Source organism: Microcoleus sp. Pol12B5, assembly GCF_036701335.1.
Taxonomy (GTDB): Bacteria; Cyanobacteriota; Cyanobacteriia; order Cyanobacteriales; family Microcoleaceae; genus Microcoleus.
Window position 1 is genome coordinate 23,375 of the sequence record NZ_JAUBQQ010000052.1, and the last position, 18,854, is coordinate 42,228.

The window sequence follows — 18,854 nt, forward strand, 5'->3', positions numbered from 1 at the left end:
CTATCTATCTATCTATCTATCTATCTATCTATCTATCTATCTATCTATCTATCTATCTATCTATCTATCTATCTATCCCTGCTGGCTAGTTCCCACAAAGCGACAGATGCCCAATTCGAGCGTCTAACTAAATATTGTGGTAAGTAGCCTGATTTGTGCCTAAATATCCCTATACATTAATTAACAGGTTATCTAGTAGGATGTCAGCCTTCTAAAGATAAGATTGGGGGGAGATCGATCGATGTTAGCTCACTTTCGCTGTTTGCCCAGCGGCGGTAATCTAAGAGCAACTGGTGCATCAACCGCTGTTTGACGCTCAGCAGTACGCTTTTGAGCAAAGCATTCCCCGTTGCTTCTAAAATGGGTTTGGGCGTCAGCCAAAACGGCGGCGGTAATTCTACTTGCACTTCCAAATCCGCTTTTCCTTTCAAGTATGCTACCCCGCTGCTTTGGTGTACACAAAGCTTTCCTTTGAGATTGAGAGCAAAGCGATCGTTTATATAACCCACGCCACGAATTTCGCAGGCCACGGACTCCAAATTGATTGTGCCATCCGACTCAGACCACACCCTCATGTCTACTGTGGGTTGAATGCTCAGCATCATAAATTGTAACGGTCGCATTTTCAGGCGGAAACAGTCATCGCTTAGCTGTTGTGTGCGACTTTGATCCACCAGGGCGTTCACCAGTCGTCTGGGTTGGCGTAGATAATGTTGAATGGGAACCCGTTCCTCTGGTACGGCGATCTCAACGGATTGGGAAGCATTAAAGCGGATATACATGAGAAAATATCAAAATATAGGATTCCTAAGCATATCTTAATAAACTATCACCTTTTTTAAGGTGACATAAGTCGCGAACCCAGCAATGTCATCCGAGAAATCACTGATAAAAGCTTTCGGGACATCGCTAATTTTTCATCATACTTCGTAGCTGATGAGAGTAAAGCAAACATTTGTAACCTAAAATTGCCTCTAAATGAAAATTTCTATCGCACATCTCGGCCCTGTTGGTACAAATGCAGAAACAGCGGCTCTAGCTTATGTCAATTGGTTGAGCCTGGAAACTAACTTGGAATGCACCCTGTGTCCTTATTCCACCATTTCCCAAGCGCTAGAGGCATCTGCCATAGGGCAGGTTGACTATTCAGTTGTGCCCGTCGAAAATTCGATCGAAGGCAGCGTGACTGTCACCTTAGATACACTCTGGCGACTCGATCAACTCCGCATTCAACACGCCTTAGTTTTGCCAATTTCCCACGCCTTAGTGTCTAATGCCAAAAATTTTAACGAGATTCAAAAAGTTTACTCTCACCCGCAAGCGCTAGCTCAGTGTCAGGTATGGTTGGGGCAGTTTATTCCCTCAGCTCAATTAATTCCGGCGAATTCTACGACGGAAGCATTGCAATATCTGGAAGATAGAAATGTAGCAGCGATATCTTCGCCAAGAGCGGCTGAACTTTACAATTTGCCAGTGTTAGCTCACCCCATTAATGATTATCCCGATAATTACACTCGCTTTTGGGTACTCAGCAGGAATGGTGGAGAAATCGCCAACGTAGAACCAGGGGAGCACTCATCCCTTAAATCCAGCACAACATCTGCTGCTAAGTTGATCCTCGATACTTCACCGTCTAATTGCACCCATACCTCACTAGCTTTTAGCGTACCTGCCAATATGCCAGGAGCACTGGTAAAACCTTTGCAAGTATTTGCCAGTCGTGGTATTAATTTAAGCCGGATTGAATCTAGACCGACTAAACGATCGCTCGGAGAATATATTTTCTTTATGGACGTTGAGGCTAACGCCTGCCAAGCATTTGTTAGATCAGCACTGGAAGAATTAAAAAATCACACCGAAACTTTAAAAATCTTTGGTTGCTACAGCTTACTGTCAGTAGTATAATTTATTTTTATGTACTATACTTTTTAAGTAAAACTTAGGAGGCTGGCGAAATGAATGCTGATGAACTTCTCAAGCGATACGCAGCCGGAGAAAGAAATTTTCATGAAACCAACTTGAAAGAGGCTTCTTTGCGAGAAGCTTTCCTAATTCATATTAATCTAGCCTGCGCGAATCTCAAAGAAATAAATTTTGCTTTGGCTAACCTAGGGCAGGCAAACTTAATAGGTACCAACCTCAAGAATGCTTGCCTTGTGATGACAAAACTGAATGGGGCAAACCTGAGCCGAGCAGATCTAAGTTTCGCAAGATTAACAGGAGCTGACCTGATTGAGGCAACACTGAAAAACGCAAACTTGAGCGACACCAAAATGATCGGTGTTGATTTGAGCCGATCCTCATTGTACGCCGCCAACCTAATGGAAGCAAACCTCATAGATGCTTGCTTGGACAATACAAACCTCGAGAAAGCCAATTTAATTTAAGCGAGGCTAAACTGCGGGGAGCGAGTTTCAGAACAGCCAACTTGAGAGGCGCTTTTTTGTGTGAAAGTAACCTTGAGGGCGCAGATTTGAGAGGAGCTGACTTGAGGGGTGCTAATTTGAGCGGGGCATTTTTGTGTGGCGCTAATCTCGAAGGAGCTAAGCGAGATAAGAAAACAATTTTCAGTGGGACAATACATTTTTGCGTCAGACAAGTTTGAGTTCACGCAATATATAACCGGAGAGTCCGACAACTAAGGACTAAAAAATATACTATTGACTTGGCTGAAAGTGAAGTCTATTTGCTGCTGTACCTTAGCAAAATGAAGCTGCATCTTGAGGATCTCTTTCTTGGAATTGGCTTGAGCAATCTTACTTTCCAAAGCCAGCAAGTTGCGATTGAGAGTTTCTACTCGCACAGTTTGGTAGTCTAAGTCAATTTTTAGTTCTGCGGCCTGATCGACTTGAACCTGCTGGCGAACTACGGCGATGCGGATTGAATTCTTATCCTGTGTCTGAAGAGCTAGCAAAGCTCGCTGCTGCCACTGGTTGGCTTGAGATTCAGCTTGATTGTACAGCCACTGAATCCGCAGTTGGGCGGAAATCGCACTGGCAACAGCCTGACGCAGTTTTTTGAGAGGTTCCTGAATTTCTAAGATTAATAGTTCCCAAAGATTCATCAGTTCGCTGGTAAATTCTTCCCGTTCTACAGAGGCTACCAGTGCTTCTAATAGCAAGAAATTTGGTTGCATTTGCTGCGTAATTGTCTCAAATATTAACTGTGCTTCGGCCATTTGCCGATCGTAATTTTTTTCTGAGACTGCACCGGATGAGTGCTTTAATATTTTTTCCGTGCTGTCTACCTCAGCTTCTGCATCTGAACTTGAAGCTACAAATGCCTGTAACTTTTCGCGGGCGATCGAATTAAGCCTTTGTCGAAGAAAATCGCAGGCCGCCCGCTGCACTGGCCCTGTTTCGCTTTGACAAATCTTGATGACTATTTTTAAGCCAGCATCGCCGTAATTCAGTGTCTCTCTCAGGGCGGCAATTCGATGTTCGTTGACAGAACTAGACAGCCGATGTTTAACTCCTGCTAGTCCGCCAAGCACTACACCGCCCACAGGAGGTGGCAGTTGACCGCCTCTAACTGCATCGTATGGTTTCGGTTGGCCGTGATTTTCTAACACAAGCATTTACTGCTATAAGGAACCTATCCGAACCTGTTTGAAGTTAAGAATTGAACAGATACCAGTTCGCAAAAATAATGGAACTGTAAGCGCGCCATCCAAACTCTTAGTTCATCAGTAAATCAAAAATCAAAAATCGAAAATCGAAAATCGAATGATTTGTGTGTAATTCTTTCTGCAATGCAGGTCAAATAGATCGTATTTTTTCCTAGGCCAATTGGCTACTTGAGTGTATCTTTCAGTACAGTCCTTGCTGCCAAGTGATTGCGAGTAGAAGTCAAAATTTCGGTTTCGCGTTCCAATCTCGCAGCAGTATCTTGCAATTCTAAAAGAGTTTGCTGTTCTGTCGCTGCGCCGTAAAGGTAGCTGGCTACCCAGTACGACAATTCTGTAGGCAAACTGGGAATGTCTTCGGGCAGGTCGATGGGCTGATCCATCAATTTGCTGGAGAGGCGAACTACATCTCTCAGCAGTTGTTCGACATCTTTTCCCAAAGGCCTGAGGTCTTGTTGCGGCGGTTCGTCTTCGATCCATTCTACTAGACCGACTAAATACGGTTTTTCCCGAACGGCGTCCAGGACTCGGAACCGCTGCTGGCCGAGAGTCATAATTTTCATGCGATCGTCGGGCAGGCGCTGGCAGTGAATCACTTCGGCGCAACAACCAACGGCAGAGACTTTGTTTTGGTTGGGGTCCCACATGAGTACACCGAAACGCCGATCACCCTCCAGAATCGTATTCATCATGATTCGATAGCGAAACTCGAAGATTTGCAGTGGGAGTGGCCTACCTGGAAATAGAACCACTTCCGGCAACGGAAATAAGGGGAGTTCGCGAACTGCTACAGAGGAAGAGGATGCCATTGTCGCTCAAAAGTGACGGTACTTGCGCTTATTTTTCTTACTTTAACTGATTAAAGGCAATTCGGGGGCAGGAGCGATCGGGCTTTTGCGCTGGCAACGGGATCGACGGCTCGCTATCTCCGGTGCTGGAAGCTTGACAAAGGCATTATTTCGTCAAAATGTTAAATATACCTTTTTGCTAAACTCAGTGCTGCGGAAGGCGATGATAGCGACTGCTAAAGGATGGTTTTTGTAGTGAATACCCCTTAATTAAGAATAATTATTTAAGTTCGTGCCGGAGCAGAAATTATTGCTGATTAATAACTAATAACTCATATAGCAATTGCCAAGACGGTTAGAACGTTGTCAATGGCTGAAACGATTGATTTTCTTCCTTCTTCCTTCTTCCTTCTTCCTTCTTCCTTTTTCCTTTTTCCTTCTTCCTTCTGCTATAACTAATGACTAGGAAAATTTCAACAAAAAGAAGGAACAATTTATTTAATCTTTGTTCCTTCTTTCCGAGTTTTCGATAAGTCAATCTACAGCTTGACTTCGATATCTACGCCGGCTGGCAAATCCAGTTTCATCAAAGCGTCAATTGTTTTGGCCGACGGCTGGTGAATGTCGATAATCCGGCGGTGCGTACGGGTTTCAAAGTGTTCGCGAGAATCTTTGTCTACGTGGGGCGATCGCAGCAAGCAATAAATCCGCCGTTTTGTCGGTAGGGGAATCGGGCCGATCGCTGTGGCTGCTGTCCGATTTGCTGTATCTACAATCTTTTCGCAGGATGCGTCTAGAATTCTGCGATCGAAAGCTTTGAGGCGAATGCGAATTTTTTGCTGTTGAATTGTTGCCATTTTTGTTTCTTGAATTTTCTAGGTTCAGTTTATTTTTAGTCATTAGTCAGCAGTCATTTGTTATTTGTTATTTGTTATTGAACATTTAACCCATAACTACTAACAACTGGCCACTAACCTATAACTACTCACTACTCACTAAATAGCAGAAAAGCCTATTGACATTTGGTGGCTTTTCTGCTATTTAGGCTGTTATGCGAGTCCTACTTGAGGATTTTGGAAACAACGCCGGCGCCGACGGTGCGGCCGCCTTCGCGGATAGCGAAGCGCATTCCTTGTTCGATCGCGATCGGGTGAATCAACTCCACGGTCATTTTGATCCGGTCACCGGGCATCACCATTTCTGCTTCAGTACCGTCATCAGCCGTGAATTGTGCGATCGTGCCGGTCACGTCAGTGGTACGGACGTAGAATTGAGGGCGATAGCCAGAGAAAAAGGGCGTGTGCCGGCCGCCTTCTTCCTTCTTCAGGATGTACACTTCAGATTCAAACTGAGTGTGAGGCAGGATGCTTTTCGGCTTGGCAATCACCATTCCGCGTTCAATATCCGCCTTTAAAATCCCCCGCAGCAGTAGACCAACGTTGTCGCCGGCCAAACCTTCTTCCAGAGACTTGGTGAACATTTCCACACCAGTCACTGTAGTGCTGCGAGTGTCCTTAAGACCCACCAATTCTACTGTTTCGCCGACTTTGATGGTTCCGCGTTCGATCCGGCCAGTGGCGACAGTACCCCGACCAGTAATCGAGAATACGTCTTCAACTGCCATCAAGAAAGGCTTGTCAACTTCGCGTTCCGGGGTGGGGATGTAAGCATCTACTTCTTCCATCAGCTTGTAGATTTTGTCAACCCACTCATTTTCGCCCTTGACTGTCTTGGGATTAGCGAGCATCGCTTCGAGAGCTTTCAATCCCGAACCTGTGACGATGGGGATGTCATCGCCCGGAAAATCGTAAGAGCTCAAAAGTTCGCGAACTTCCAGTTCTACCAATTCCAACAGTTCAGCATCATCCACCATGTCTTCTTTGTTCAAGAACACAACCAAGCTGGGAACGCCAACTTGCTTAGCTAGCAGGATGTGTTCGCGAGTTTGAGGCATGGGGCCGTCTGCTGCTGACACTACTAGAATGCCACCGTCCATTTGAGCTGCACCGGTGATCATGTTTTTCACATAGTCAGCGTGTCCGGGGCAATCTACGTGAGCATAGTGCCGACCTGTGGTTTCGTATTCCACGTGAGCAGTATTAATCGTAATACCCCGTGCTTTTTCTTCTGGCGCAGCGTCGATGTCGGCGTAGTTCTTAGCCTTTGCTTGACCTAGTGCAGAGAGAGTCATCGTAATCGCGGCGGTCAAAGTTGTTTTGCCGTGGTCAACGTGACCGATCGTGCCGATGTTTACGTGGGGTTTATTCCGTTCAAATTTTGCGCGTGCCATTCTTGATCTGTTCCTTGTTTTTTTTAGCGATTTTAGACTTGAGATTTTAGATTTTAGACTTTGGATTCAATCCAAAATCCAAAATCTAACATCCAAAATCATTAGTTCCCTTTGTTCTTAGCGATAATGGCTTCAGCCACGTTTCGCGGCACTTCTTCGTAATGGCTGAATTCCATTGTGAAGATGCCTCGACCTTGGGTTTTCGAGCGGATGTCGGTGGCGTAACCAAACATTTCTGCTAGTGGAACTTTTACAGAAACTTTGGCTATCCCCTGATCCGTCTCTTGACCTTCGATCTGACCCCGACGCGAGTTGAGGTCTCCGATGACGTTCCCGATGTAATCTTCGGGAACTTCAACCTCTACTTTCATCATAGGCTCTAGCAGCACTGGCGACGCCTTCATCACGGCTTCTTTGATCGCCATTGAACCGGCGATCTTAAATGCCATTTCTGAGGAGTCTACGTCGTGGAAAGACCCGTCTACCATAGTAGCTTTGAGGTCTATCACGGGATATCCTGCTACAATACCTGATTCGCACGCTTCTTTCATCCCTTGTTCTGCCGGGCCGATGTACTCTTTGGGTACAGTGCCACCAACAATTTTGGAGACAAATTCAAAGCCGCTTCCGACTTCGGTGGGTTCTAGTTCGATCACGACGTGACCGTACTGACCTTTACCGCCACTTTGGCGGATAAATTTACCTTCGGCGCGGACGGATTTGCGAATGGTTTCACGGTAGGCTACTTGTGGCTGACCCACGTTCGCTTCTACTTTGAATTCCCGCAGCATCCTGTCTACCAGGATTTCCAGGTGCAGTTCGCCCATGCCGGCGATGACTGTCTGGTTGGTCTCTGGGTCAACGTTGACTCGGAAGGTGGGGTCTTCTTCCGAGAGTGACTGGAGGGCTTTGGAGAGCTTCTCCATGTCTTGTTTGGTTTTGGGTTCGACAGCCACCGAGATGACTGGCTCTGGAATAAACAGAGATTCCAGAATCACTGGCGCTCCTTCTTCGCAGAGGGTGTCGCCGGTGAAGGTGTCTTTCAAACCCAAGGCTGCTCCCAAGTCTCCTGCCCGCAGTTCCTCAACTTCTATCCGATCATCCGCTTTGAGGACAATTAAGCGAGAAACCCGCTCTTTTTTGTCTTTGGTGGAGTTCAGGACGTAGGTTCCTTTTTTGAGGATACCGGAGTAGACGCGAACAAAGGTCAGCCGACCGTAGGGGTCAGCCATGATTTTGAAGGCCAGGGCTGACAGCGGGGCGTTGTCGTCGGCAAACCGCTCTGCTGTGTCGCCGTTGGGTAGGAGTCCTTGAATTGGAGGAACTTCCAAGGGCGACGGCAGATAGTCGATGACTGCATCCAACAACAACTGAACGCCTTTGTTTTTGAAGGCCGAACCGCACAACATGGGGACGATCGTACCTTCGACAGTACCCTGACGCAGGGCCAAGCGGATTTCGTCTTCCGTTAACTCTTCGCCTTCGAGGTATTTCTCCGTTAGGGCGTCGCTGGTTTCTGCTACGGACTCGATCAGCTTGGTGCGGTATTCTACGGCTAGATCCTTTACTTCATCGGGGATTTCTACTTCCTCGATGTCGGTTCCCATGTCGTTGTTGTAGATATAGGCTTTCATGTGCACTAAGTCTACAATTCCCCGAAAGTTTTCTTCACTGCCGATCGGGATTTGGATGGGTACGGCGTTCGCTCTCATTCGATCGCGAATTTGGCCGTAGACTTTGTAGAAGTTTGCCCCCATCCGATCCATTTTATTGACGAACACGATCCTCGGTACTTTGTACCGATCAGCTTGTCGCCAAACTGTTTCGGATTGTGGCTGCACTCCCCCTACCGAGCAGAACACTGCGATAACTCCGTCGAGCACTCGCATCGAGCGTTCGACTTCGATCGTGAAGTCTACGTGTCCGGGAGTGTCGATGATGTTGATTTTGTAATCTTTCCAACTGGTGGTTATAGCAGCGGCAGTAATCGTAATTCCCCGCTCCCGCTCTTGCTCCATCCAGTCAGTGACTGCTGTTCCCTCGTGCACTTCACCCATTTTGTGAACCATGCCTGAATAGAACAGAATTCTTTCAGTTGTTGTTGTTTTGCCCGCGTCTATGTGGGCTGCGATGCCGATGTTGCGAGTTTTTTCTAGCGGGACGGTACGTGCCACAGCTACCTCCTTAATCTTGTGTTGCTGTTATAATACTATTATACTACACAGTAACCCTATTTTGCACTCCCCAGTGACTTACAAAAGTCTCTGGAGCTTATTGTTACATTTTAATATTTTTTGCAAGATTTGTTTACAAAAATATTAAGGATGCGACATGGAGGATTCAGAGAGTGCGTGAATTTTGATTGCGTGAATTTTGATTTGGGGAGTTTTGAGTTTGCTTCACCAATCGCAACTGCGCCAAGAGAAGCAATCTCAACACTCAAAACTTACACTTTCCAATTTCTCACCCGATGCTTTTATATCGAACGATCGCGCTCTTCTCCATGCCCGTTGTTGCAGTTAGTAGCGGTAGTGAGCAAAAGCCTTGTTAGCTTCAGCCATACGGTGAGTTTCTTCGCGCTTGCGAATAGCACTCCCTGTTTCGTTAGCTGCATCCATCAGTTCGTTGGCTAGCTTGGCTGCCATCGAGCGTCCGGTGCGGGCGCGGGCAAATCTGATCAACCAGCGGAGGGCGAGGGTGGTACCGCGATCGGAACGCACTTCCATTGGCACTTGGTAGGTGGCGCCACCTACCCGGCGGGCTTTGACTTCGACCAGGGGTGTAGCGTTTTTGACTGCTTTTTCAAACAAGTCTAACGGTTCAGCCCCTGTGCGTTCTTGGATGGTTTTGAGGGCGTCGTAGACGATGCTGGAGGCAACGGATTTTTTGCCGTGCTGCATGATCCGTCTCACCATCATGCTTACCAACCGGCTGTTGTAGGTTGGATCTGGTGGAACTGGACGTTTTTGAATAACTGTGCGGCGAGACATAGTTCTATTTGGGATTTTTGATTTTGAATGATTGAGTTTGGGGTTTTGGGATCACATATCGATTTATGACGATCGAGCGTGCAATTGAGCGGCGCGATCGAATTTATTTTTGCTTCCCAACCCCGATGATCGGGCGAGTTCCGTGTTATTTTTTCTCTTTAGGACGCTTGGCCCCGTATTTGGAACGACCCTGCTTGCGGTCTTTCACCCCAGCGGTGTCTAAGGTACCCCGAATGATGTGGTATCTAACTCCGGGCAAATCTTTTACCCGACCGCCCCGGATCATTACTACCGAGTGTTCTTGCAAGTTGTGACCGATCCCTGGGATGTAGGCGGTGACTTCAAAACCAGAGGTCAGCCGTACCCGAGCCACCTTCCGCAGCGCCGAGTTGGGTTTTTTCGGGGTGGTCGTGTACACTCTGGTGCAAACTCCCCGGCGCTGGGGGCAACTCTTGAGAGCTGGCGATTTTGTTTTTTTCTGCGTTTGTTCCCGTGCTGAACGGATGAGTTGCTGAATAGTGGGCATGAGTTACGGCATTTCTAGCTTTTTGCTGAATATAGTGATTTGGCTGTATCCGCACTGAAAGTCCCTTCCCCTCTGGGGGGACGGGATGAATGAAAATAATTATGGGTAAGTGAGGATACCAGACTCTGTATTGTACACGACGCGTGTTTCTTTGGCAAGAAATTTGCGCCACCCGCGCTCAAACTTCCTTCCTTGCTGCAAGTTGGGAGGGGGCGAGCGCAACGGGAGAATGGTATGTGACATCCTACAATTTAGGCGCAACTATAATGATTTTCACAGCCGTCAGCAAAATTTATGACGATCGCAATATCGCGCTTTTTCGATCAAATTACCATTGTGAGGAGAAGTGCATTAACTCCAGCCTGCGATCGCATCACAGTCTATAGCCGATCTACATCACATAAAGTTATCTAAAATTGCCGGACAATAAGAAATATACATTGAGTTGACGGCAGATGACAACCAAAGCTTATATTCCTGAATATAAAATTTCCGAACTTTACTTGAACATTTGGAAATCCGGTAAGATCGATCGGACTGTACTCCAGCAAATTCAATACGCAATTAATTCTCACAGTTTAAAAAGTTCAGAGGATCGAAAAATTGTCACGAGGCTGCTTTATGCAGTACGGCGGGGATGGGTGTTAGTGATGGACTGAGTTGCTTGGGAGTTTTGAGTCAGGGCGCGAGATTGCTTCGTGACTCCCCGGGCGTAGGTGCGTCAATGAGTTTTGAGATTGCCACCCACTTGCCACCCACGGAGCACAACACACACAGGGTGCATGGGTGGTGATACCAATTTACTATGAAGCTGCATTTAATATAACGCTAAGGATATAGTTCCAACCAAAAAGACATCAGCCTCATTTAGTGTATCTTCATAGTGAATTGGTATGAGCTAAAATCTCATCCATAAAAGTAGACGAATCCCCAATAGATGCACCGCTCTTAAAAGGAAATATTAAGGTAAAAGGATAGGGTATGTTTAATTCTACAGAACTGCTGATCGAGGCTTTCATCGAACAACTTCAGAACGGGTACAGCCGCACTTACGGAGGCTACAAATCAGACTATGCTGACATTATTGCCTGGGTGGGGGCAATGGCGTTAGAAAACATCGCCAACAGCGATGCTCTTTATCACAATGTAGAACACGCCATTTGCATTAGCTTAGTCGGTCAAGAAATCTTGCGGGGAAAACACATTCGCAAGGGCGGAGTTTCCTGCGAAGATTGGCTGCACTTCATTATTTCTTTGCTGTGCCAAGACATCGGATATGTCAAAGGAGTTTGCCGGCAAGACCAAGAATCAGAAGGATTATATGCTACGGGAAAAGATGGCATGAGAATTGCACTTGCTCCCGGTGCAACAGCCGCTAGCTTAGCTCCTTACCGAGTTGACAGAGCCAAATTGTTTATTGACGAGCGCTTCGGCAACCACAAGCTAATTAATGCTGAGATAATTAAGCAGAACATAGAACAGACTCGTTTCTCGGTGCTTGACGGCAACACTGACGAGGATGCAGGTAATTATTCTAGTTTAGTGCGCGGTGCTGACTTGATAGGTCAGCTCAGCAACCCGCAATATTTGCAGAAAATTGGCGCGCTGTTTTACGAGTTGGAAGAAAGCGGTGCTACTAAAGTTTTGGGCTATCGACATCCGGGCGACTTGCTGCAAAGCTACTCTAAGTTTTACTGGAGCGGCATTTATCCTCACATCAGTGAATCTCTCGGTTACTTGCAGTTGACGCAGGAAGGCAAACAGATCGTTGCTAGTTTGTACGCTAACATATTTCGGATGGAACACCAACGTTGCGATTCTTCTGAGGTTGCTTGATTGCAAAAGTGAGTTCAGCAGTCAGCAGTCAGTTGTCAGTTATCATTGGTTATGTGTAGGTGCTAATAACTAACAGCTCATAACGAATAAAAGAGCACAAATTACCAATTATCACCAATTCCATATTACCTAAGTGTATTTCATCCAAATTAACTAATTTCCTCATCCTTTTCAGAATGATATCTGGGACACAACCAATTACTGGGTACCAAAGAAGGCCATCCCTCCCGCAGCGCTTCCAAACAAACAGCACGCACAGTTAACTGACAGTCAAGCAGTTCTACCCCAGCTTTTTCAACTTGCTTTTTGCCAATTTTTAAAATTGATTCATCGCTAAATTCAAAGGTTTTGTGACACTGAATGCAAACCAGATGATGGTGGTGGTGCAATTCGGGAAAATTCAGTTCGTAATGTTTGTGTCCTTCTGCTAATTCTAGTTCACGCAAAATTCCTATCCTTGCTAATAAATGCAGCGTTCGGTAGACAGTAGACAAGCCTATTCGTTCTCCTTGATTCTGCAAAGTCCTGTATAATTCTTCCGCACTTAAATGATTACCCTGCGGTAGATTTTGAAAGACACTCAAAATAGTTTCTCGCTGGGGAGTCAGGCGGCAGCCTCTTTGGTTGAGTTCGACTTTGAGTGAGTTAGCACTGTATAAATTCATGTCGGAAAAAATAAAAAAGTTGAACGAGGATGGTCATGGATTATCTGTTATTTATTCGTGCTATTTTTTAGATGCTCCTAAAGTATATTTTCCGTGATAATCCATATAACTCTAGACTCTCCCTTTAGTCCAGGGTAATCTGCTCGCCACCTATCCCCTTTGCTAAAAGTGGAACTGAAAAAGTTGTTTTCGGTATTTCTGCGTAATTTTTGTGAAGTTTATAGCAATGTTGCGGATAAGCATTGATAAAACAAGTCTTAGGTTCAAAGTCAGTGCAACCGCTGGCATCTTCAGCACAAGCAACGCACGGGCGCACTGTAAATGTGAGGCGGTAGTCGTTAGTAAAAAAATTCCCATCACAAGGAATTGGATACAAGCGCTTGATTTGATGCACTCCTTCTGACAATGTTACGGACAGACTCCACAAAAATAATCAAAGTGGCAATACATAAATATTAGAAAAAGACAGTCATAAACCACCGAGATACATAGCTTTATCCCCCAACAAGAAGGTAGTGACACCCAGCAAAGCTAGGTGGATGCCCAAGATGGTGGTCACTTTGTGTGCGTCTTCCCATGTGTAGCCAAAGAAAGAAGTTCTTGCTTCGAGGGTGGCTGACCCTTTGAGGGGGTGAAAGATACCGCCGAAGCCGAGAAAGGCTGAGCTGATTAGGTGAATCGCCCTAACGGCGAAGTACGGATCAGTCTCGACAATTTTGCCTCCCGCACCCCCGCCTAAGCCGAGTCTGGCTAGGTTTGGCAACAGGATTAAGCCTTGTTCGTACATGGGCAATTCTGAGTTAAAGCGGGAAAGCTCTAATAGGGTATAGGCTCCCGCCCAGAAGACGATGAGGCCGGCGTGGGCGACGTGGATACCGAGCAAACGGCTGGAAAGGTTGATTAAGTGGGCGTTGCCGACCCACCAGGGAAATGATTTTCCTTCGGCTGGGAAGGATTTTTTTGCCATGCTGGTCACGGCGATTTACCTCTTGAGAAAGATGTCAGTGGAGTTTTAAGCGATCGCAGATTATTGATATAGATAATCAACAATTTTAGTAGTTTAGTCAAGGGGTATTTGAGAAAAATTTTCACTGATTTGAGTTCAGGTATGTAAATCAGTAGGAAAAAACATCGTTATATCACGATTATGACTGTTTTTGGCGCTTGAGCGGAGTTTGGCTTCTTCTTAGCCAAAATAGCAGCTAAAGGAATACCTCTAAATTTATTGATAAATAATATTATTAAAGAGTATTATGGCTAGAGTATTGTTTAAGTAGGTATCCAATCCTCTCGGAAAAGACCAGGTGGAAAAAGAAATCCGGTACTTTCCTATGGACAAGCTTCTCTAAAAGTACGGTTAGAGGCAGGGCGGTTTCATTCTCACGAAAATCGCGATTTTGTAGGGGTAGTGTCCGCGTGCCTAGCCCCCCACAGGCGATTTCACAGTTTCAGACATGGGGCCAGCCCCTACAAGAGAATGAAACCGCGCGCTTAGAGGGGGGTGTGGGATTGTTTTTTTCCGAAAGAAAAGAGTTAATGCCTACTTGTTGACATATTCATCTCAAACTCCAAACAACTAAGCCTGAGAGCATTTGCTCTCAGGCTTTTCTAGCGGAACTTTTAACTGCTTGTTGCATCTGGCGTGCTAGCTCAAGCAGAGGATTTTGTTTGTTCAGCTACTTGCTCGTTGTTGGGTAACTCCAGGCAATAACCAGCCCCGTATACGGTTTTGATGTACCGAGGATGGCGGGGATCGGGTTCCATCTTGGTTCTCAGGTGTCTGATGTGTACACGAATAGTTTCGATATCGTCGTCGGGGTCGTAACCCCACACTTCTTTGAGAATTTCGCTGGGAGAGACTGTCTGGCCGTGGCGCTGAAGCAAGCAGTGCAGCAACTCAAACTCTAGGTGGGTCAGTTTGACTGTCTGAGCGTACCAAACAGCTTCAAACCTCTCGGGGACAAGGGTCAGCGGGCCGTAATTCAGGATTTCGGAGTGTTTGGCCGCTTGGGGGATGCGGTCTGTGCGTCTTAGTAGAGCTCGCACTCGGGCTAGCATCTCTTCTAGTTCAAAGGGTTTGGTCAGGTAGTCGTCGGCGCCGGAGTTGAAGCCTTCTACTTTGTCTTGAGTTTGACTTAAGGCTGTCAACATCAAGACGGGAATGTCTGAGGTGCGCTCGTCACGCCGCAAACGCTGACATACGGTGAATCCGTCTACTCTAGGCAGCATGAGGTCTAGCATGATCAGGTCGGGGAGCATTTGTATGGCTAGTGCCTGACCTTTGATGCCGTCTTCTGCCTGGGTGACTTCGTAGCCAGCCATTTCTAGGTTGACTGCTACGAGTTCGGCGATCGCCGCGTCATCATCAATAACAAGTATCCGAGGCATCATTATTTATCTCACAGCTAACCGAGTGGCAGATCCTACAGCCTTCTGGGGGTTCCAGGTAACTTTAACGAACAATTTTTTAATTTTAAGCTTCATTAAGGATTATAAGGTTGATTAAGAACTTTCGGGACTCTGTAAATATTCTTGTACTAATTATAAGCCCTAAGAGCGCTTATCAGAAAACTGTTTACCAAAAATCTTGCTGGGGACAGATTTTTGGTCGGAAAGAACAGCCTTAACTTTTGCAGGGTGCGCCTGGGGCTTCACAGGAGCGCCCTAACGGTAGTGCGCGTTTTACATAACCGTGTTAACCGTTAACTGTAATTTTTTTAAGTTAGTTAATTTTGCTGATAAAATTTTTGTGTTTTTGGATTGGTAGGGCCTACTTTTTTGGGTATTGACGGTATTATCAAATAATATTATTATGACTATTTATAAAATAAATAAACGTAAGGATTCAGGTCTAAAAACTTGCGGCTCCAACGCTTGTATGGCAAGGGTTTTAGGGCAAAATAAGGGTTTTTGTCTTTCGTGGTTAATTGTCAATAAACGAGGAGAAGTGACACTTTTTCGTGGTTTATTGAGAATAGAGATTGATTTAGTATCAAGCTCCATATCTAAAGTCTTTGCCCAGCAAGGAGTTCAGTGACCTGAATCCTTACAAATAAACAATGTTGGCACCATTTAATTGTATCATATAAAAGTCAAATAATAAATCCCGCAAACTGAAAGTTTTTGGTCAATTTTTTGCGTGTGGGGCTATTTTTTTTATCGCCCTGGAATCAGCAAAACAACCGATAAAAACAGTTGCATACCTACTGAGAACGAGTTTCCGATCGAGCTGGCTGAGTATTTTTGTTGGGAACAGTCGCCTTAGAGCCTAATTTTTGGAAATAAAGACAGCCGATGGTGGCTAAGAATATTGTGTAAGCGGCTGATTGGACGAGATAAAGTCGATCTCTGTATCCAAACAGTGCTTTGAGAAGCACTCCTGGAAATTGTCTATCGGGCAAAATTTCCCCTGCATTCCACACCATAGGCCCTAAAATACAAGAGTGGACTGGTGCGAGGCGATCGTAATAAACACAAATTGCTGAATATTTGCTATTCATCTGCGACAAAATCCCAGCGGCTTGGTCAAAATGTTTGAGTGCAGATACTGCCAAACCTGCTACGATTAACAGCAACAAAATCCCCATAAACTTGAAAAACAGGCGGATATCAATTTTGACACCCCACTTGAACAATAGCGCGCCAATGATTGCCGCCCCAGTCAAACCGCCCAAAGCACCTAAAGCAGGAGTTAAACCTTGTTGAAATTGAGCGCTGACAAATATAACTGTTTCAAAACCTTCGCGCAGTACCGCAATAAAAATTAAGCCAAATACGCCCCAGCCGGCATTGCTATTTTCTGTCAAAGCCTCTGTAACTGCTCCTTCAACTTCTGCTTTGAGAAAGCGAGCTTGCTGAGTCATCCAAATTAGCATCCAGCTTAGCATTGCGATCGCCACAATGCCCAACACGCCCTCTAATAGCTGTTTAATGACTGGTGCGTAAGGCTGCTCTGAGGTTGATAGTGCTGCGAGCAATCCATTGAAGAGAATACCCACAATACCGCTAGCACCAATGCCGGCTGCGACACCTGCATAAACCCAAGAATTGAGGTGACTTTGCTCGGCTTTTTTGAGGCAAGCTAGTACAATTCCGACAACTAAGGCGGCTTCTACGCCTTCGCGCAGGGTAATTACAAAAGTGGGTATGGCTTCACTAAAATTCATTTTTTATAATCATGGGGCATGGGCATGGGGTATTGGTCATTGGTGACTGGAAATAACCAATAACCAATAACCCATAACAACTAACTAATGATTAAATCAACTATAATCCCGCAGCATTTTTTTCAATTCTACTTGGTGCAATTCTTCTTGCCCAATCAAATTGCGGGCATATTCTTCCAAATAAACGCTGGAGTCTGTCACAACTTCAAGTAAAGATTTATACTTTTTGAGCGCTTTTTTCTCGTGATTTAAACTTTCTTCTAACAAGTCTTTCACCGAGTGTTTGTAGGTTTCTTCGATGGGAGCAATTTTCTGACTAGGATGCCCCTCTAAACCGGTTAGAATTTCTCCTGCTTGTTGGGCGTGGATTAGAGATTCCGTGGCTTGTGCTTTAAAAAACTGCACGATAGGAATCCGGTTTGGCCCTGTCACCATTAGTGAATAGTGGGTATAGCGCACGACACCTGCCAGTTCCCATTCCATGATGGTGCATAGCAGTTCCTGAGTTTTTTTTTCGTCAAGTTCTTTCATTTGTTGTTTTAGAGGTAGAACGCCTTAGAGGGCGCTGTTTATAATATCACATTTAAGTTAAAAATGAAAAGTAAGTGCGATTCGTTTAGTTGAAACCCGAAAGGGGGGAGAGCTAGCAGCGATAGGGTAAACCCATCAGGGTTAGAGTTCGCACTTTAATCCCCTATCGCCGACAACTTACTATCCATGCAGGTGAGAAAACCTAGTCAAGCATATAGCTAAGACAACTAGGAGAAAACGGGAAAGATGAAGGCTGAAACCAACATCATAACTAAAATCCAAAATAAATCAAGTCCTGAGATCATGGTGCGTGATTGAAAGCACACAGAGAACCAGAATCAAATCTGGTTTCCTCTACATAAAGACTGACAACCTTTATGTAAAGCGAGGGTGAACGCGGGCAATCGGGATAGCTGAATACCGACACCGCAAGCAAAAATCCTATAACCGAATCATTACGAAAGCAATGATTCGTGGGGTAGAAGCGCAAGCTAACGAATTGTCGATACAACCGTCGTAATCAATTACCAGAGGATATAAGCTCATCAAAGAAATCTGAACTTCTGGGTCAGGAATATCTGACAAGGGTAAAGACTATCAGGATTTTACTACCGAGATAGCGCACCACTTACAACCCCGGCGGACAGACAAACCCTAACGGATTTAATCAATGGATAGTAGGAACGAAATAATCCTTTTGTATGCTCCTCATAAAATTATTTGTTGAGGTAGGCTGTCAGCCTACAAGCTGCGAAAGGCTGGGGGTTTAAGAAGCCAATACCTAACCTGAAATAACAGGTAATGCCAAAAAAAGGATGGGGTAATGCCCAGGATATGCTGACGTAAGCCGCGAAGGTGATTAAGTCAAAAGGTGTAATTAGTAATGAACAAGCCTAATTCTGATTTGGGAACAAATACAGAGGGATGGAAGGCTATTAATTGGCGTCAAGCCGAAAGATATGTTTTCAAGTTGCAAAAACGCATTTTCGCTGCTTCCCGTTGTGGAGATGTCAAGAAAGTTCGTAAACTTCAGAAGACGCTGATGAGGTCTTGGTCTAATAGGATTTTGTCAGTAAGAAGGGTGACTCAGGACAACCAGGGGAAAAAGACAGCAGGAGTGGACGGGATTAAAAACCTATCCCCAGTAGATCGTCTAGAACTGGCAAGGGAATTAAAACTAACTCGAAAATCCAAACCAACACGAAGAGTTTGGATACCAAAACCAGGGAGTAATGAAAAACGCCCGCTGGGAATACCTGTAATGTATGACAGAGCTTTACAAGCCGTAGTAAAAGCCGCAATTGAGCCGGAATGGGAGGCAATTTTTGAGCCAAACAGCTATGGTTTCAGACCGGGCAGGCTTAGTGGTGCAGAAAACTCCTGAGATGCTTAAGGAGCCTAGAGAATCATAGTTAATGGAGAAAAGGGGCTTGCGCC

The 18,854-nt window shown here is 45.5% G+C and carries 19 protein-coding genes and 1 pseudogene; 7 read left to right on the forward strand and 13 right to left on the reverse strand.

The window, feature by feature from the left end; all coding sequences use genetic code 11:
• Positions 1 to 203: 203 nt before the first annotated feature.
• On the reverse strand, positions 204 to 782 hold the full coding sequence (locus tag QUA24_RS19695; protein ID WP_333231446.1) for a DUF1997 domain-containing protein: 579 nt from the start codon (positions 780 to 782) through the stop codon (positions 204 to 206).
• A gap of 196 nt (positions 783 to 978) precedes the next feature.
• Here QUA24_RS19695 and pheA point away from each other — a divergent pair, with 196 nt between their 5' ends.
• The 3 genes from pheA to QUA24_RS19710 are packed head-to-tail and all read left to right on the forward strand — an operon-like array spanning position 979 to position 2,605.
• On the forward strand, positions 979 to 1,905 hold the full coding sequence (gene pheA, locus QUA24_RS19700; protein ID WP_333231448.1) for a prephenate dehydratase: 927 nt from the start codon (positions 979 to 981) through the stop codon (positions 1,903 to 1,905).
• A 50-nt stretch (positions 1,906 to 1,955) separates the two neighbouring features.
• Entirely contained in the window at positions 1,956 to 2,387 is a 432-nt protein-coding gene (locus tag QUA24_RS19705) for a pentapeptide repeat-containing protein (protein ID WP_333231450.1), read from the forward strand.
• Between the two features lie 41 nt (positions 2,388 to 2,428).
• Positions 2,429 to 2,605 carry a pentapeptide repeat-containing protein gene (locus QUA24_RS19710; protein ID WP_445242629.1) on the forward strand — a complete coding sequence of 59 codons (177 nt, stop codon included), beginning with the start codon at positions 2,429 to 2,431 and terminating at the stop codon, positions 2,603 to 2,605.
• A 33-nt stretch (positions 2,606 to 2,638) separates the two neighbouring features.
• Here QUA24_RS19710 and QUA24_RS19715 read toward each other — a convergent pair whose 3' ends face one another.
• From QUA24_RS19715 to rpsL, 7 genes are all read right to left on the reverse strand, one after another.
• On the reverse strand, positions 2,639 to 3,577 hold the full coding sequence (locus tag QUA24_RS19715) for a PspA/IM30 family protein (protein WP_333231453.1): 939 nt from the start codon (positions 3,575 to 3,577) through the stop codon (positions 2,639 to 2,641).
• Positions 3,578 to 3,792: 215 nt separating this feature from the next.
• Positions 3,793 to 4,434 carry an LON peptidase substrate-binding domain-containing protein gene (locus QUA24_RS19720; protein ID WP_332977659.1) on the reverse strand — a complete coding sequence of 214 codons (642 nt, stop codon included), beginning with the start codon at positions 4,432 to 4,434 and terminating at the stop codon, positions 3,793 to 3,795.
• Positions 4,435 to 4,952: 518 nt separating this feature from the next.
• Complete coding sequence (gene rpsJ, locus QUA24_RS19725; RefSeq protein ID WP_006632193.1) at positions 4,953 to 5,270, reverse strand: 30S ribosomal protein S10; 318 nt, start codon at positions 5,268 to 5,270, stop codon at positions 4,953 to 4,955.
• Positions 5,271 to 5,473: 203 nt separating this feature from the next.
• A complete protein-coding gene (gene tuf, locus QUA24_RS19730) occupies positions 5,474 to 6,703 on the reverse strand; it encodes an elongation factor Tu (RefSeq protein ID WP_242724596.1) in 1,230 nt (409 codons plus the stop codon).
• 101 nt (positions 6,704 to 6,804) lie between these two features.
• Positions 6,805 to 8,877, reverse strand: coding sequence for an elongation factor G (gene fusA, locus QUA24_RS19735; RefSeq protein ID WP_333231455.1), 2,073 nt, complete (start codon positions 8,875 to 8,877; stop codon positions 6,805 to 6,807).
• Between the two features lie 345 nt (positions 8,878 to 9,222).
• Positions 9,223 to 9,693: a 30S ribosomal protein S7 gene (gene rpsG, locus QUA24_RS19740; protein ID WP_006632196.1), complete on the reverse strand. Its 471-nt coding sequence runs from the start codon at positions 9,691 to 9,693 to the stop codon at positions 9,223 to 9,225.
• A 145-nt stretch (positions 9,694 to 9,838) separates the two neighbouring features.
• Positions 9,839 to 10,219, reverse strand: a complete 381-nt coding sequence (gene rpsL / locus QUA24_RS19745) for a 30S ribosomal protein S12 (RefSeq protein ID WP_006632197.1) — start codon at positions 10,217 to 10,219, stop codon at positions 9,839 to 9,841.
• A 455-nt stretch (positions 10,220 to 10,674) separates the two neighbouring features.
• Here rpsL and QUA24_RS19750 point away from each other — a divergent pair, with 455 nt between their 5' ends.
• Both QUA24_RS19750 and QUA24_RS19755 read left to right on the forward strand, forming a co-directional pair.
• Positions 10,675 to 10,878 carry a hypothetical protein gene (locus QUA24_RS19750; protein WP_333231457.1) on the forward strand — a complete coding sequence of 68 codons (204 nt, stop codon included), beginning with the start codon at positions 10,675 to 10,677 and terminating at the stop codon, positions 10,876 to 10,878.
• Positions 10,879 to 11,200: 322 nt separating this feature from the next.
• On the forward strand, positions 11,201 to 12,055 hold the full coding sequence (locus tag QUA24_RS19755) for an Npun_R2479 family HD domain-containing metalloprotein (RefSeq protein WP_333059034.1): 855 nt from the start codon (positions 11,201 to 11,203) through the stop codon (positions 12,053 to 12,055).
• 149 nt (positions 12,056 to 12,204) lie between these two features.
• On the opposite strand, the gene QUA24_RS19760 is transcribed toward QUA24_RS19755, so the two are convergent.
• The 3 genes from QUA24_RS19760 to QUA24_RS19770 form a co-directional block, all read right to left on the reverse strand.
• Complete coding sequence (locus QUA24_RS19760) at positions 12,205 to 12,720, reverse strand: transcriptional repressor (RefSeq protein WP_333231459.1); 516 nt, start codon at positions 12,718 to 12,720, stop codon at positions 12,205 to 12,207.
• Between the two features lie 469 nt (positions 12,721 to 13,189).
• On the reverse strand, positions 13,190 to 13,687 hold the full coding sequence (locus tag QUA24_RS19765) for a hypothetical protein (RefSeq protein WP_445242630.1): 498 nt from the start codon (positions 13,685 to 13,687) through the stop codon (positions 13,190 to 13,192).
• A gap of 683 nt (positions 13,688 to 14,370) precedes the next feature.
• The gene (locus QUA24_RS19770; protein WP_333215444.1) at positions 14,371 to 15,108 is read right to left on the reverse strand and encodes a response regulator transcription factor; all 738 of its coding nucleotides are present in this window, start codon (positions 15,106 to 15,108) and stop codon (positions 14,371 to 14,373) included.
• Positions 15,109 to 15,532: 424 nt separating this feature from the next.
• Here QUA24_RS19770 and QUA24_RS19775 point away from each other — a divergent pair, with 424 nt between their 5' ends.
• Positions 15,533 to 15,757, forward strand: a complete 225-nt coding sequence (locus tag QUA24_RS19775; protein ID WP_333231461.1) for a hypothetical protein — start codon at positions 15,533 to 15,535, stop codon at positions 15,755 to 15,757.
• 166 nt (positions 15,758 to 15,923) lie between these two features.
• Here QUA24_RS19775 and QUA24_RS19780 read toward each other — a convergent pair whose 3' ends face one another.
• Together QUA24_RS19780 and QUA24_RS19785 are read right to left on the reverse strand one after the other, a co-directional pair.
• Entirely contained in the window at positions 15,924 to 16,886 is a 963-nt protein-coding gene (locus tag QUA24_RS19780) for an FTR1 family protein (RefSeq protein ID WP_333231463.1), read from the reverse strand.
• A gap of 96 nt (positions 16,887 to 16,982) precedes the next feature.
• Positions 16,983 to 17,417 (reverse strand): ferritin-like domain-containing protein, encoded by a 435-nt coding sequence (locus tag QUA24_RS19785; protein ID WP_333075906.1) that lies wholly within the window; start codon positions 17,415 to 17,417, stop codon positions 16,983 to 16,985.
• A gap of 883 nt (positions 17,418 to 18,300) precedes the next feature.
• On the opposite strand from QUA24_RS19785, the pseudogene QUA24_RS19790 reads away from it, so the two are divergent.
• Positions 18,301 to 18,777, forward strand: a pseudogene (locus QUA24_RS19790) (reverse transcriptase N-terminal domain-containing protein); the annotation flags it as partial.
• Positions 18,778 to 18,854 lie beyond the last annotated feature (77 nt).